Origin of the sequence: Zhongshania sp., from assembly GCF_041584495.1 — a bacterium.
Classification (GTDB): Bacteria; Pseudomonadota; Gammaproteobacteria; order Pseudomonadales; family Spongiibacteraceae; genus Spongiibacter.
In genome coordinates this window covers 1-13,466 of sequence record NZ_JBFHDY010000099.1, presented here as the reverse complement: position 1 = coordinate 13,466, position 13,466 = coordinate 1, and the positions used below count along the sequence as shown (strand labels likewise).

The window sequence follows — 13,466 nt, the reverse complement described above, 5'->3', positions numbered from 1 at the left end:
CACCCCCAGCTCCGTGGCTTTTTGAATGACCCAATCAAAGCGGTCGCCTTTGGATAGCGCAATGCCCAATTCAATTTTGAGCGGTGAGGCGGCAATGGCTGCTTGCGGCGCGGTGTCGAGCTGACATAAAACGTGTTTTTTTGCGGCTTCAATAATGGTCGCCGCATAGGCATTGCCGTCGCCATTAAAGAGTATTAACTCCCGCCCCGCGCGCATCCGTAAAACTTGGCCAACATAGTGGGCGGCGCGTTCATCCAAACTCAGCTCGCCACCAGTGAGTGGCTGGTCGACATAGACTCTGGGCACCCGCATCTTAATTGAGCGCCTTTAGGAAGGCCTTGGAGTTACGCTGAAAATTGTACAGCTGCTTTTTAGCCGGGGGCAGGTCGTCAATTTTACACTCCACATAGCCCTGTTCTTGGAACCAGTGCGCGGTCTGCGTCGTGAGAACAAACACCGAGTCTAGGCCCTGCTGGCGAGCTTCTTTTTCCAGCAATTCAAGCAGACGCTCGGCGCGATCGGCGCCGCGATAATCTGGGTGGGTGGCGACACAGGCAATCTCGCCGCTGCGCTGTTCCGGATACGGGTACAGTGCGGCACACGCGACGACCATGCCATCGCGAACCAAAATTTTGAAATGGTTTATTTCGTTTTCGAGAAGTTCACGTGAGCGTTTTAACAAGACGCCTTTGGCTTCCAGCGGTTCAATAATAGCAAGCAGGCCGCCGACATCGTCGATATCGGCAGTCATAAATTGCTCGTAATGCTCCTGAGTAATCAGTGTGCCTGCGCCGTCGCGGGTGAATAATTCTTGTAGTAGCGCGCCGTCTTGTTGGAAAGACACCATATGGCAGCGATTGATGCCAATATCGCCGGCTTCGACCACCGCCTGCACTATGCTGTCTTGTTTTAGTAGCGGCTGCTTAATTAGCTCGCTGTCGACATCGCGGTATTCACATTGACGAATTAGCTGGCCATCGCTGTTGAGCAAGCCCTCATCACAGGTGAATAAAATCAGCTTGTCGGCCTTGAGGGTGGCGGCCGTGTGCACGGCCACATCTTCCGCGGTGAGATTAAAGACCTCGCCAGTAGGCGAATAGCCAATCGGTGACAGGATCACAATATGCTGATTATTTAATTGCTGCTGAAGCGCCGAAGCGTCAATTTTACGCACCATGCCGGTGTGCCGAAAATCGACGCCATCGACTACGCCAATGGGCCGCGCAGTGACGTAATTACCGGAACATACCCGAATGGCCGCGCCGTGCATGGGTGAGTTAGCCACGCCCATCGACAGCAGGGCTTCAATGTGGGCGCGCAATGAACCGGCGGCATCGGTGACACAGCGCAGCTCAATATCGTCGGTGACCCGCAAATCATTGTGGTAGCGGCTCTCTATGCCCGCGTCCATGACCCGCTGCTCAATTTGCGGACGGGCGCCGTGTACCAGAATTAGACGCACCCCCAGGCTATTGAGCAAGGCGATGTCATGCACGATATTGGCAAAATTAGGGTGTGCCACAGCTTCGCCGCCAAACATCAATACAAAGGTTTTACCGCGATGGGCATTAATATAGGGCGCAGAGTTGCGGAACCATTTAACGTAATCGGTTGGTGCAGACATGGCAGTGGCGTATGTTATGGGCGAATGGCTTTATTTTGTTTGGAATGTCATAGGCTTACAAGCCATTTTTACACTGCTTAGTTGCTCTAAGAATTTCAAGGCCACCGGGTATGGCGTAGCGCAGTAAAATAAATAGGCTGCGCCAGCAATTAATAGATGACAAGGTGGCACATTTGGCGCTACAAAGGCGCTTTTTTGTGGGAGCAGTGCGTGACGGCGGAATTATTAGTATCAGCCCCAAATGCGGAGCTGATCTTTGATCAAATAGCGGATGCCTTGGTCGAGACTGGCTACGCAGTTTTGCCGCTTGCACTGCCGCCTAGCATCAGCGAGGCTATGTTTCTGCGGATTGCGTCTTTTGAAGATGAGGTCTTTCAAGCTGCGGGGGTGGGGCGCGCCGACGAGTTCCAACTTAATCCCTTTGTGCGCAAAGATGAGATTCGTTGGCTGTCGACCCAAGACCCTGTTGAAGCCAGTTATTTAGCGTGGATGGAGCAATTGCGCCTAGGCTTAAATAAGCGACTTTTTATGGGATTATTCGATTACGAGGCCCATTTTTCGCGCTATTGCGAGGGTGCATTTTACAAAAAACATGTCGATGCATTTAAAGGGCGTACTAACCGAGTTTTGTCTACGGTGTTCTATTTAAACCCGGGCTGGGCTTCGGCTGACGGCGGCCATTTGCTCATGTACAGCGACGAACAAGGCGCGTCGCTAGAGCCCATTGCGAGAATAACGCCATTGATGGGTAGCTTGGTGGTGTTTCTCAGTGATCGCTTCCCCCACGAGGTCACCGCGGCAAATCGTCTGCGCTATAGTATTGCGGGTTGGTTTAGGGTGAATGCGAGTCTTGGCGCCCATCTTGATCCGCCACGCTAGCGAGGGCTGTATTCATTATTGTGGTGGGCCGGCGGCGACTCATCGGCGCCGCTTTTATTTCTAAGCAGCCTACAGGCGGCGGAGTAAACCTAGGGTGTTAACGCGAGCAATTTCTTCAAACAGGCCCGAGGCCAGGGCCAATTTGTAAATAGCATAAGGGGCTTGGCCACCTTCTTCTGGCGCTGGAAATAAGTCGTGAATGGCGAGTATGCCGCCCTTTATAATGTGTGTGGCCCAGCAGCGATAATCACAGAGCGCGGCGTCGAGGCTGTGGCCGCCATCAATAAAGACCATAGCCAACGGAGTCTGCCAGTGACGGGCGCTCACTTCAGAGTTTGCGACGAGGGGCACAACGGTATCTTCTAATCCGGCACGGCGGATATTGTGTCGGAACGCTTTAAACGTATCAAAGCGCGCTGCGCTGGTGTCATAAAGTTCGGGGTCGTGAAACATTTCCCCGAGCTGGTGCTCCTCTGAGCCAATATGGTGGTCGACGGCGTAGACAACGCCGTGCTTTTGCTGGCAGGCGAGGCCTAAATAAATAGTGGATTTACCGCAGTAGCTGCCCACCTCCAATACCGGCCCGCGTCCAGCCATACTCAGCGCATAACGATACAACGCCTCGGCTTCGTCGTTGGCCAAAAAGCCTTTGATGTCGGTCATATCTAAGGGCAGCGCAATGGTCATGGTGTACTCGGTGTGGCGGTAAAGGAGTGCTATAAAGCACCTTAAGTTGGGCACCTTAGCCAATATAAGGCACTTGAGCAAATTACCATCTTGTCAGTTTGGCGATGCTGCGCTGGAAGTGGCAATGGTGTATGTTGCTGATGGTAACATTGTCGCCTTGCCGGAACGGGTTGGATCTAATGAAAACGAGAGGGGAATGCCATGCTCAAATTATACGGTTTCGCAGTAAGTAATTACTTCAATATGGTCAAACACGCGATGCTTTATAAGGGGCTCATGTTTGACGAAATTACGACTTTCCCCGGTGCAGATTCTGCGTACATTACTAAAAGCCCCATGGGTAAGGTGCCGTGTATTGAAACTGAGCAGGGCTGCTTAGCAGAGACCAGCGTTATTCTGAGCTATTTGGAGGCCGCCTACCCAGAAAAGCCGCTCTACCCTGCGGATGCGTTTCAGCGTGCCAAAGTAAATGAAATTATGAAGGTGGCGGAGTTGTATATTGAGCTGCCTGCGCGGCGCTTATTTCCCGAGGTGTTGGCGGGCAAAGTGGTAAGCGATGATATTAAAGCTGAGTCGCGGGAAACTCTGACCAAGGGGTGTAAGGCCTTGGCGGCGTTGATTCAGTTGCCGGAAAGTCCCTACGTGGCGGGTGATAGCATGAGCATGGCGGATATTGTGCTGCGTTACGCCTTAATTCCCGCGGGCATGTGCGCCCATGCTATTTATCAGTGGGACCTTGTTGCCGAAGTGCCGGGCTTGGCGCAGTGGAGCAAGCGTATGGCGGGTCAGGACATTTCACAACAGCTCGACAAGGCCAACCAAGAAGGTATGGCGGCGTTTTTGCAGGCAATGAAATCTAAGTAAGAAACTGAGCCGGGGCTTAAACCCCGGCTTCCAGCAGTTCTAATTCTTCCTGCAGTGCTAGCCACTGCTCCTCGGTGTCATCGTTCTTTGTACGCAGCTGCGTTTGCTCAGCGAGTACTTGTTTAAGCTTATTCTTATTTGCTTCATCGTAAAGGCTAATATCGGCAAGTTGGGCTTCAATCGCGGAAAGTTGTTCGCCGAGCTTACTCATTTTCTGTTCGAGTTTTTTGATTTTTGAGGTCAATGGCGCGAGTTGCGCCCGGCGGGCGGCGGCGTCTTGGCGAGCTTGTTTTTTGTCGACCAAGGGCGCGCTGTTGTCTAGTTCGCTTGCAGGTGCGCTTTTATCGCGGTTGAGCAGCCAGTGGCGGTAATCGTCCAAACTGCCGTCAAAGGGCTCCGCTTTGCCACTGTCGACCAGTAAAAATTCGTCCACGGTATTACGCAGTAAATGGCGGTCGTGGGACACAAGAATTACCGCGCCCTCAAAATTTTGTAAGGCGCTGGTAAGCGCGTGACACATTTCCAAGTCTAAATGGTTGGTTGGCTCGTCAAGCAGCAAGAGATTGGGCTTTTGCCAAACAATGAGTGCCAGTGCCAGTCGGGCTTTCTCGCCGCCGGAGAAGTTTTCGCAGCTTTGTTCAGCATGGCTACCGTGAAAATTAAAGCCACCAATGAAATTGCGAATTTCCTGTTCGCGGGCAGTCGGCCGCAGACGTTGCAATTGCAGTATCGGGCTGGCGCCTAAATCCAGTGACTCTAGCTGGTGCTGGTTAAAATAACCCATGTACAGGTGTTCGCCCTGTTGGCGTTGACCATGCAGGGGTTTGAGGCTGCCAGCCAAGGTTTTCATCAGCGTCGATTTGCCTGCGCCGTTGGCGCCAAGTAAGCCGAGACGCGTATTGGGGTGAATGCTTAAATTCAACTTTTTAACAATGGCGCTGTCGTAGCCGAGATCGGCTTGCGACAAGCTCAGCAGGGGGTCTGAGAACTGAGTGGCCTCGTAAAATTTAAAATGAAAAGGCGAGTCGATGTGCGCTGGTGCAATATCGGCCATGCGCTCTAATGCTTTAAGGCGGCTCTGTGCCTGTTTGGCCTTGGTGGCTTTGGCGCGGAAGCGACGAACAAAGTCCTCCATGTGGGCGCGGACGACTTGCTGCTTTTCAAAGGCCTGCTGTTGCTGGGCGATCCGCTCGCCGCGCTGGCGCTCGAAGGCTGAGTAGTTGCCGCGATAGCGAGTTAGGGTTTCGCGCTCAAGGTGAACAACATGGTCGCAACAGGCGTCGATAAAATCACGGTCGTGAGAAATCAATAACAGGGTGCCCTCGTAGCGGTGCAGCCACTGCTCCAGCCAGAGGCTGGCATCAAGGTCGAGGTGGTTGGTGGGTTCGTCGAGTAGCATCAGGTCTGAGGGGCACATCAGCGCCTGAGCTAAATTGAGACGAATACGCCAGCCGCCAGAAAAATCAGTGACCGGATTTTCTAGCTCATTCAGCTTAAAACCCAGGCCGGTAAGGAGGCGCTCGGCGTCGCTGCGAATCTGATAGGCGTTTATCAGGTCGAGTTCGCCGTGAAGCTCAGCCAGTTGGTGGTCGTCGCGGCAAGCGGCAATACTCGCCTCTATTTCACGGTAGCGATGGTGCCCGTCGATCACATATTCAATGGCAGGCTGGTCGCTGGCATCGACTTCTTGGCGCATTTGGGCAATCTGCCAATTGCTGGGCAGGCGCAGTTCGCCACTGTCGGCGACAAGTCTGCCGCAGAGCAGTTGAAAAAGGCTGGATTTACCGCTGCCATTGGCGCCAACTAGCGCAATATGCTCGCCGGGATTCACTCGGAGGTCGACAGCCTCTAGCAAGGGTTTGCCGCCGCGTTGTAAGCTGAGATTCAGGAGTTCTATCATGATGGGCCGCGATTATAGCGTGAGTTATTCCTAATGGATGAAAAATTTGTCGATGACCGACCCCAAGGCGCGCTACAAGATTACCCGCTCTGGGATTATGCGCTGGCAGTGTACTCGCAACCGGCGATCCAAGCCCAGTGTTTAGTCCTGCAAGATCGCTATGACTTGGATGTAAATATGTTGTTGGCGGCCGGTTATTGGGCTTGTGCCGAGCGTTGTTGGTCGGCGACCCAGGTGGCTGAGTTGGTGGCGGTATCGGCCGAATTGCGCGAAAGCTATGTGCTGCCGCTGCGAGCATTGCGTCGTAAAGCCGAAGGCCCTAAGCGGCAAGACTTGTACCGCGCTTTGAAAAATGCTGAATTGGCGGCCGAGCGTTTGCAAATTGAGGCGCTGGCCCAGCAATTAGGTGGTTTTTCTGGCAATGCCAAGCCTAAGAGCCAAAATCGCTATTTGGCCAATTTAACGATGTATGCCAAACACTATAAAGGTAGCGAACAACTTAAGTTGGCAGCTTGCCTTAGCGAATTGGCCGTGTCGCTGGCGGCTGCGACCTAAAAATCATCAAATAAGCTGGCTAAGCGATCCGCCGCTTTATCCGGGTGGCTGGGTATATCGCTCATGCGTCGAACCCGACGCTTGGGCTTAGGCAGATTTACTGATGTCTGGTCTGGCGCTGTCTCCAGTGTGATTTTGGCTAACTCGGCCTTAATCGCGGGCATAGCGCCAGTTTCGGCTGTTTTAGGCGGAGATTTGGGCTCTGCAGGCTTGGGCTTTGCGGCCGCTTGGGGCTTGGCTTTGGGGGCGGGGGCTGGTTTAGTTGCAGCTACTTTTGCTTTTGCCGGGACGGGTGTTTTTGGTGCAGGCGCCGCGACTTGCTTGGCTGGACTTGCTTTGGCTGCGGGTTTATTGCTTGTTTTACTGAGTGATTTGTCGGTCTCAAGCATGGCTTTGAGCACGGCTTTTTCTTTGCGAAGGACTAAGCGCTGTTCAATGATATTGCCACGTAGCTGAGCCAGCGTGGCTTGGTCGCTGTCAAAATTGCGTTGGGCACTCGCTAAACTGGTTTTTAGCCGGCCTTGGGCGCTGGGTTTGGTATTTTTTGGGTCTTTTAGCCGATCTTGGCATTGCTTGAGCTGCGCGCGGGTCTTATCGAGTACGGTTTTTTGTTTGTCCGCTTCTTTTTCTAGTGTTGCGAGGGCTATTTCAAGGGCGTGAATATGCTTTTCTCTGAGTTCATATAACTCAGATTGGAGTTGGTTTAACACTATTATGGGGCTACTTGCGGATGCGCCCTTGTTATTCTTACTACTAGCCATGAGTTTAACCCTGTAAGTGGTTAAAATAACATCAATCTTCATTATACAAACTTGTCGCGGAGAATCTATCTCTGTAACGTCCAGTGCTACTAAGTATTTATTGGTCTTGCCACTGTGTCTGTTGGAACGCTTGTGGCAGACTATGGTCTGAGAGTCCATGTCGAATCCACGACGGTTTTTTTTACCCATAAAATTAAGGTAGTTACATGAATAAAACACTGGTATGTGCGGTGGTAATGAGTGGTCTGCTGACGGCTTGCGGCGGTGATAAGTCATCAAAAGCTGATTTAGATAGCGAAATTGGCAAAGTAAGTTACGGTATTGGCGCGAACATTGGCGCTCGTTTCGGTGATGATCTGCCTTTGGATGTTGACGCCTTTAGTGCCGGGGTTCGTGATGCCCTTGCCGGTGGCGAAATGCAAATGACTGAAGAAGAGATTATGAGTACCCTGCAGGCTTATCAGCAGAAGCAGTTGGCCGAGCGTCAGGAAGAGGCTCAAGCTGCGGGCGGTAAAAACAAGGCCGAGGCAGACGCCTTTTTTGCCAAAAATGGCAGTGTTGAGGGTGTAGTGACTACTGAAAGCGGCCTGCAATATCAGATTTTGGTTGAAGGCAAAGGTGCCAAGCCAACAGCGGACGATACCGTTGAAGTGCACTACCACGGCACACTGCTCGATGGCACCGTGTTTGACAGCTCCTACCAGCGTGGCGAAACTGTGAGCTTCCCCGTGGGTGGTGTTATTCCCGGTTGGACTGAAGCTCTGCAGCTTATGCCCGTAGGCTCCAAGTGGAAGTTGTTTATTCCGCCATCACTCGCTTATGGCGCCGGTGGGGCAGGCCAAATGATCGGCCCGAATGCGGCGTTGGTGTTTGATGTTGAGTTGATTTCGATTGCTGGCGCTGAGTAAGCGGCTGGTAAAATAAAAAAAGCCCCGCGAGTCGGGGCTTTTTTTCGTCATCGCATAACGCAATGCGCTACTGCAATGCTGAACTGCAAGAGTAAGTGCCGACTCAATGAGTCGGCGAGTGGTGCTGTACATCCTTGTATGCACCAGCGTCATCCTTGACGAAAATTAGTTTACTCCCTTGGCCGCATTTAGACATTGGAGATCGGCACTCTTTTGTGTAGGAAATCGTCCATGTCTGTTTGGTTTAAGGTACTTGCGTAAGACGCCATCGCGCCATTGCCGAAGTTTTTCGATGTCGCTCTTAGTAGTGCGGGTACCGGGTAGCACAGTATCGGTATGGATCTGCCGATCAAACCATAGTTTGGTATGCCGAAAGTTGGCTAGCTCCGGCGCTGAGGCCAACCAAACCATAGTGTCGGCACCCATTCGACGGTCACGGAGTAGCGGGCTAAGAGCTTTGTTAAATGCCGGCAGCGATTTTGCGAGGCCGGGTGTCGCCGCCCAGCCTGGATGCATATTCTGAACAATCGCCGTCGTTGCTGTGTGCTGGCTCATAGTGAGGAGTGCGCGCTTGGCGCGGGCGTAGGCTTTGCTGCCATTGTAAGGTGGCTTGCAAAACAGCATATCGTCGAGGGCAACTCCTTGGGTATAAAGCCCCCCAGACACCACATTAATTACGCGGCTTTCTTTATGTAGACTGGGGCTGAGTACTTTTGTGAGTAGTATGGGTGCCAGAAAGTTTACTGCAATACTACGTTCAACACCTTCATCGCTCACTTCTCGTTCGTTAAACAATGCTCCCGCATTATTTATCAATACGTCAATACAGGGGTGTTCTGCGCTGATTTGGCGGCCCACATTGGCTGTGTCATGAAGGTCGGAGAAATCGGTTTCATAACAACTAAGTTGATTCTCTCTGCAACCACTAAAGTCCATTATTTGCTTGGTAGATTGAATTAGGCGCGAGTTGTCACGGCCGACTAAAATAAGCTTGGCGCCGAGACGGGAGAGCTCACTCGCGGCACTAAGCCCCAGTCCGGCGGTAGGGCCGGTAATGGCAATGACTTTGCCGTCGAGTCGAGATGCGTGGGATTTTCGTGGTTGCCGTAAGTAGCCACGGCGACCAAAATTTAGGACGGAGGGTAAAAGGAGGTGGTCGCTGATGCGGTCTTTGAATCTCTGTTTAGGGGTGGCTGGAATTTCAAGTGCCCGTTTTAAGCCCCGCGCGGCATGTTTGCCAATGCGATTAAGGATAGGTTTAAGCAACGAATAAGCTGGCGACAATAAATTCTGGAAATTTAACGCTGCTCGATAATGAATTTCGGTGGTGTCAGCGTTAATGGCCTTAAAGTGTAATGTGTCTATGGCTGTAAAATTGGCACCGTGCCCCTCTAGCACGAGTAATTCATTTTCTTTAATGGCGAGTTGAGTGTAGTGCATTACGATCTGTTGGCCGCCGGGGATTTTTAGCTCAAGCTGATACTGACAGCCAATATCGACCGGGCCGGCAGTGAGTTTGCGACCGCTGAATACGCTCGGGTCCCATTGCTCAATGGTGGAAAAATCGCGCAGGTAAGCGAAGCAATCCGCGAGGCTGCGTTTTACGATACTGTGTTCTTCCAGCGTATGTAGCATGGCGAAATATCCTGTGTACTTCGCTGCCGTTCAAGACGCGGAGTTAATTTCAATGTACTCCTTGTACGCGTAATGAAAAGACTCCGATCAATAAATGGTCTGCTTCGGGGGCACTTATAGAGATAATAAACCAACAACAACACGCATTGGCGGGTGTTGGGTTAAGCGCCAAATAGGGGCGCCCGTGTTGCTAATATTGCAAATAGCAACGGCGGTTGGCGTGTCGGGCACGGTTATTCCGGCTTAGCGAATTTCCGGTATAAAGAGCATTAAGACGGCCATTGCGCCCAGTAATAGTGCAATGTGAGTGCTGAAAAGATCGTTATTGCTGCTCGGGGTTATAGCATCATCCTTGCTATTAATCATCGCCTTCTCTCCTGTTGAAGTGCTGTGAATATAGTATTGATAAGCTGGCGATACATTGCCAGAAAATATTTTGGTAGTAATTCTCTGCGATAAAATATTTTCGCTCGTTACATAGTGCTTAGCTATAAGGGCAAGCCGCAGCTTGTAAATTTGCATTATGCCTTCAGTTTCAGCTGCCCCGCTTGGGGCGGAAAAATTCCCGAATCAAAATAGAGGCCTCTGAAAAATAAGGTTCTAATTGTTATGTAAAACGCTATTTTCTCGAAGGTATAACGAGTGATGTTATTCCGCTTGGCAATTGCTCAACGCTATGAAGCCAATATAATGACGCAAGGAGATTCTGTTAATAAGGAAATAGTAATAAAATTATTTTTAATTATTATATCCTCAGCTTTTATTCTTGGGCGCGGCAACTCGACATACTTTGATAATGCTCCAGGATAAGGGAAAAATGCATTTTATAAGTATCACTACGAAAAGTATGGGCGGCAGCGGTTAGCGCGGTACACAAATTTCAAATTGAATTAAAAGCGCAAGATCGCGATCAAGGAAAATTATTGCACGAGGTAAATCTGTAGCAAGTGCTGGTGATAATGTGGAGATTATTGCTAAGCTCGAAGAGGTGAATGCGAGGGTTGAGGTAATTTTTACACCCAAAAATAAGCGTCGAGCGGAGGCTGTTGATTGGCGTGACCTTATTATTAAAAAGCAAGAAAAATCACTGCCATACATAGCCTATGTAAGCGCGATCCATTACGGCAATGCTGTTGGTGGGTAGGGCGAGTGCGTGGGCGACGGTGACATCATGCGGTTTACCGTCGGTGATACGGACAAAGCTGGGCAGAAAACCCTGATGGTCAAGACCGACTGGACTTTGACGGCGCCGTTGGTGCGACGAAATTTTGCCCACGGGAAAACAGAAAAACACAGATCAGTCGTAGTGGAATCCAGAGAATACAGCTTGTTCTTGAAACGAAACCCGTGCTTTGAGGCGGTAGCGTGGCATCGGGTTATGAAACAAGGCTTCATAAAGCGTGTAAGGCTGAGATTCGTTTACGCGTGATTAAGGCGCTGCGCGTAACATGATTGCTGCCGAGATGGTAAAGCTGAGCCGCTTGAGCAGACAGATTGCTGACAATGTCGCGCAGGCAAGCTGAGGCCAAGCCTAAGGGAAAATTGAGATCACCGCGACATTTTGCGCAGTTTGTGGCCCTCGTGGTGCTGTTTTGCTAGACCTTCAAACTCATGTCTCGAAGCCAATTTTAACAATTGTGAAAAGGCCTTGTTATGATGCAAAAGGCTTGGCCCCCTGTTATTGCAGTGTTTGCTCGCAACTTTATTGTATCAACTTGTTGAAAATTAAGCCTTTTTTATCTCTAAATTATGGGGCAGCGGTGTTTCAGCTTAATACTGTTTGGCGCTCTAACACGATATATGAATCATTTTACCAGCTCTTCCCTCAGTTTTTTCCGAACACCCATCAGCATCTTTCCAAAGGCGTTCTCACCGCGCAGGTCGCGGCCGCTGCCCCAGAAGTAGTCGTACTGACTAAGGTCCTTAATTTCCATGTCGCCGGAATCCAATAGCATCTGAGCGATCTCTGGATAGGTGCGGGCCTTAATATAGGTAGCGCGGGTCATGTAGGTTATGCTATTTTTCTTCCAGTCTCTGCGGCGTTGGTGCCGTTTACTTTTACCGAGTTTAGCTGCATCCGCTGGGTGAGCTGCTAGGCGAATCTGTTCTCGATATTCGGCGTCATCAAATTTCATCGCTTGGTAATAGTGCTCTACCGAAGGCCATTCGAAGCCATCCAGCTTGAAATCATTTTTTGCATAGGCTGCTAATGGGTGACTCGCATCGTCCCTTGTGAGCGTGAGCAATTTTCTCTCCTTTTCATCAAACAGCATCGGGCTACTCCAAATCAAACAATGATAAGGCCTATAGTATAAAGGCTTTTGTCCATGGCGCTTGTTGCTAATGCTGGCGTATTGTCGACGTCGATGGCATTGCGCTAGTCTTTGAATTATTCTCGCGGCGACTTTGCGAGCTAAGTTGAGCGGGATACTCGTGTGAAACTTAATACCGAATTAGCGTGGTGTCAGGCATTGGGCCGTGCGATTGTGTAGAGGCTTGACTAGGCTGATCGTGATATTCTATCCAAAATTTATAACCGCTAAGGAGCGAAACCTTGCTCAAATGTCAAGTAATAGAACCGAAAGGCGTGCACGATGCGACTGTAATTTGGCTGCATGGATTGGGTGCCAGCGGTCACGATTTTGTGCCGATAGTCCCTCATCTTGGTTTGCCAGACCAACACGGTGTTCGTTTTGTGTTCCCCCATGCCCCAGAAATTCCCGTCACAATAAACGGCGGCATGGTGATGCCCGCGTGGTACGACATACTGACTATGTCGATAGAACGTGAAATTGATCTGGACCAGATAGAGTCATCTGCGGCAGCGGTGAGAGAGTTAATTCAACGCGAATTGGATGCCGGTATCGGTAGCGAGCGCATTGTGTTGGCGGGTTTTAGCCAGGGTGGCGCCGTGGTTTACCACGCTGCACTTTCATACCCCAAGCCCTTGGCGGGTTTAATGGCCATGTCGACGTATTTCGCCACTGCCAAAGAAGTGAAACTCTCGGAAGCGAATAAAGCGTTACCGATCCATATTTTTCATGGCAGCCAAGATCCCATGGTGCAGGAATCGATGGGGCATACGGCTAATCAAATTTTGCAAAGCATGGGCTTTAAGCCCAAATACCGCAGTTACCCCATGCAGCACGAAGTCTGCGGCGAGGAAATTACCGATATTGGCAACAGTCTTAAAGAGTGGCTAGAGTTGGCTTAGGCAGATGGCTGGATAATATGGCCTCAAACCGAATTTAGGCCGATATTGGCAAGTAAATGACGGAGGTAGATTGAGGCCGGAAACCCTCTCTGTTATAGTGTCGCGCTTCGTTAAGTACCCATTTTGCGCCCGTAGCTCAGCTGGATAGAGCGCTGCCCTCCGGAGGCAGAGGTCAGAGGTTCGAATCCTCTCGGGCGCACCATATAAATCAAAGGGTTACAGGAATATCTCGATTCTATCGCCATGTGGTTTTCTTGTTTAAGTCCATATTAAGTGGCTCTACCCCATTAACGGGGGATGGCTCTACCCCATTAACGGGGGATGGCACTCATTAAACCCTGTTAATCACACCGTCCCACCCACAATGGGCTAGAACGCGTAATCTGTAATTTTCAAAGTTTCTAAAACCATACGCTCGTCGTGTCATCATTTCCATTTT

At 50.7% G+C, this 13,466-nt stretch carries 16 protein-coding genes and 1 tRNA gene; 6 read left to right on the top strand and 11 right to left on the bottom strand.

Features of this window, described 5'->3' with window-relative positions; all coding sequences use genetic code 11:
* Together ABYP33_RS14180 and argA are read right to left on the bottom strand one after the other, a co-directional pair.
* The coding region (locus ABYP33_RS14180) for a 16S rRNA (uracil(1498)-N(3))-methyltransferase (protein ID WP_373091771.1) at positions 1-312 on the bottom strand (312 nt) is incomplete at its 3' end.
* Between the two features lies 1 nt (position 313).
* A complete protein-coding gene (gene argA / locus ABYP33_RS14175) occupies positions 314-1,624 on the bottom strand; it encodes an amino-acid N-acetyltransferase (RefSeq protein WP_373091769.1) in 1,311 nt (436 codons plus the stop codon).
* A gap of 210 nt (positions 1,625-1,834) precedes the next feature.
* Between argA and ABYP33_RS14170 the strand changes: the two genes are divergently transcribed.
* The gene (locus ABYP33_RS14170) at positions 1,835-2,503 is read left to right on the top strand and encodes a 2OG-Fe(II) oxygenase (protein WP_373091768.1); all 669 of its coding nucleotides are present in this window, start codon (positions 1,835-1,837) and stop codon (positions 2,501-2,503) included.
* Between the two features lie 69 nt (positions 2,504-2,572).
* Here the strand turns inward: ABYP33_RS14170 and ABYP33_RS14165 are convergent, their stop codons facing one another.
* Entirely contained in the window at positions 2,573-3,190 is a 618-nt protein-coding gene (locus ABYP33_RS14165) for a class I SAM-dependent methyltransferase (protein WP_373091767.1), read from the bottom strand.
* A 201-nt stretch (positions 3,191-3,391) separates the two neighbouring features.
* On the opposite strand from ABYP33_RS14165, the gene ABYP33_RS14160 reads away from it, so the two are divergent.
* A complete protein-coding gene (locus tag ABYP33_RS14160) occupies positions 3,392-4,054 on the top strand; it encodes a glutathione S-transferase family protein (RefSeq protein WP_373091766.1) in 663 nt (220 codons plus the stop codon).
* Between the two features lie 16 nt (positions 4,055-4,070).
* Here ABYP33_RS14160 and ABYP33_RS14155 read toward each other — a convergent pair whose 3' ends face one another.
* Positions 4,071-5,954: an ATP-binding cassette domain-containing protein gene (locus ABYP33_RS14155; RefSeq protein WP_373091764.1), complete on the bottom strand. Its 1,884-nt coding sequence runs from the start codon at positions 5,952-5,954 to the stop codon at positions 4,071-4,073.
* A 33-nt stretch (positions 5,955-5,987) separates the two neighbouring features.
* Between ABYP33_RS14155 and ABYP33_RS14150 the strand changes: the two genes are divergently transcribed.
* Positions 5,988-6,509: a TIGR02444 family protein gene (locus tag ABYP33_RS14150; protein ID WP_373091762.1), complete on the top strand. Its 522-nt coding sequence runs from the start codon at positions 5,988-5,990 to the stop codon at positions 6,507-6,509.
* On the opposite strand, the gene ABYP33_RS14145 is transcribed toward ABYP33_RS14150, so the two are convergent.
* Entirely contained in the window at positions 6,506-7,270 is a 765-nt protein-coding gene (locus ABYP33_RS14145) for a hypothetical protein (RefSeq protein WP_373091760.1), read from the bottom strand. The two genes, ABYP33_RS14150 and ABYP33_RS14145, sit on opposite strands and share 4 nt — an antisense overlap.
* A gap of 206 nt (positions 7,271-7,476) precedes the next feature.
* Between ABYP33_RS14145 and ABYP33_RS14140 the strand changes: the two genes are divergently transcribed.
* Positions 7,477-8,178, top strand: a complete 702-nt coding sequence (locus ABYP33_RS14140) for an FKBP-type peptidyl-prolyl cis-trans isomerase (RefSeq protein ID WP_373091758.1) — start codon at positions 7,477-7,479, stop codon at positions 8,176-8,178.
* Positions 8,179-8,343: 165 nt separating this feature from the next.
* Here the strand turns inward: ABYP33_RS14140 and ABYP33_RS14135 are convergent, their stop codons facing one another.
* The 5 genes from ABYP33_RS14135 to ABYP33_RS14115 form a co-directional block, all read right to left on the bottom strand.
* Complete coding sequence (locus ABYP33_RS14135; protein WP_373091757.1) at positions 8,344-9,813, bottom strand: SDR family NAD(P)-dependent oxidoreductase; 1,470 nt, start codon at positions 9,811-9,813, stop codon at positions 8,344-8,346.
* A 243-nt stretch (positions 9,814-10,056) separates the two neighbouring features.
* Positions 10,057-10,179: a hypothetical protein gene (locus ABYP33_RS14130; protein ID WP_373091756.1), complete on the bottom strand. Its 123-nt coding sequence runs from the start codon at positions 10,177-10,179 to the stop codon at positions 10,057-10,059.
* Between the two features lie 718 nt (positions 10,180-10,897).
* Entirely contained in the window at positions 10,898-11,107 is a 210-nt protein-coding gene (locus ABYP33_RS14125; protein WP_373091754.1) for a hypothetical protein, read from the bottom strand.
* A gap of 254 nt (positions 11,108-11,361) precedes the next feature.
* Positions 11,362-11,475, bottom strand: a complete 114-nt coding sequence (locus ABYP33_RS14120) for a DUF4372 domain-containing protein (RefSeq protein WP_373091752.1) — start codon at positions 11,473-11,475, stop codon at positions 11,362-11,364.
* A 143-nt stretch (positions 11,476-11,618) separates the two neighbouring features.
* Positions 11,619-12,086, bottom strand: coding sequence for an NADAR family protein (locus ABYP33_RS14115; protein ID WP_373091750.1), 468 nt, complete (start codon positions 12,084-12,086; stop codon positions 11,619-11,621).
* A 281-nt stretch (positions 12,087-12,367) separates the two neighbouring features.
* On the opposite strand from ABYP33_RS14115, the gene ABYP33_RS14110 reads away from it, so the two are divergent.
* Positions 12,368-13,027, top strand: a complete 660-nt coding sequence (locus ABYP33_RS14110) for an alpha/beta hydrolase (protein WP_373091749.1) — start codon at positions 12,368-12,370, stop codon at positions 13,025-13,027.
* A 125-nt stretch (positions 13,028-13,152) separates the two neighbouring features.
* Positions 13,153-13,229: transfer RNA gene (locus tag ABYP33_RS14105), tRNA-Arg, on the top strand.
* A gap of 129 nt (positions 13,230-13,358) precedes the next feature.
* Here the strand turns inward: ABYP33_RS14105 and ABYP33_RS14100 are convergent.
* Positions 13,359-13,463 (bottom strand): hypothetical protein, encoded by a 105-nt coding sequence (locus tag ABYP33_RS14100; RefSeq protein WP_373089459.1) that lies wholly within the window; start codon positions 13,461-13,463, stop codon positions 13,359-13,361.
* Between the last annotated feature and the right edge of the window lie 3 nt (positions 13,464-13,466).

Excerpts from the sequence above, each read along its gene's own strand:
- ABYP33_RS14135 (WP_373091757.1), bottom strand. The coding sequence starts at position 9,813 with ATGCTACATACGCTGGAAGAACACAGTATCGTAAAACGCAGCCTCGCG.
- ABYP33_RS14150 (WP_373091762.1), top strand. The coding sequence starts at position 5,988 with ATGGATGAAAAATTTGTCGATGACCGACCCCAAGGCGCGCTACAAGAT.
- ABYP33_RS14130 (WP_373091756.1), bottom strand. The coding sequence starts at position 10,179 with ATGATTAATAGCAAGGATGATGCTATAACCCCGAGCAGCAATAACGAT.
- ABYP33_RS14100 (WP_373089459.1), bottom strand. The coding sequence starts at position 13,463 with ATGGAAATGATGACACGACGAGCGTATGGTTTTAGAAACTTTGAAAAT.
- ABYP33_RS14165 (WP_373091767.1), bottom strand. The coding sequence starts at position 3,190 with ATGACCATTGCGCTGCCCTTAGATATGACCGACATCAAAGGCTTTTTG.
- ABYP33_RS14155 (WP_373091764.1), bottom strand. The coding sequence starts at position 5,954 with ATGATAGAACTCCTGAATCTCAGCTTACAACGCGGCGGCAAACCCTTG.
- argA (WP_373091769.1), bottom strand. The coding sequence starts at position 1,624 with ATGTCTGCACCAACCGATTACGTTAAATGGTTCCGCAACTCTGCGCCC.
- ABYP33_RS14115 (WP_373091750.1), bottom strand. The coding sequence starts at position 12,086 with ATGCTGTTTGATGAAAAGGAGAGAAAATTGCTCACGCTCACAAGGGAC.
- ABYP33_RS14145 (WP_373091760.1), bottom strand. The coding sequence starts at position 7,270 with ATGGCTAGTAGTAAGAATAACAAGGGCGCATCCGCAAGTAGCCCCATA.
- ABYP33_RS14140 (WP_373091758.1), top strand. The coding sequence starts at position 7,477 with ATGAATAAAACACTGGTATGTGCGGTGGTAATGAGTGGTCTGCTGACG.
- ABYP33_RS14160 (WP_373091766.1), top strand. The coding sequence starts at position 3,392 with ATGCTCAAATTATACGGTTTCGCAGTAAGTAATTACTTCAATATGGTC.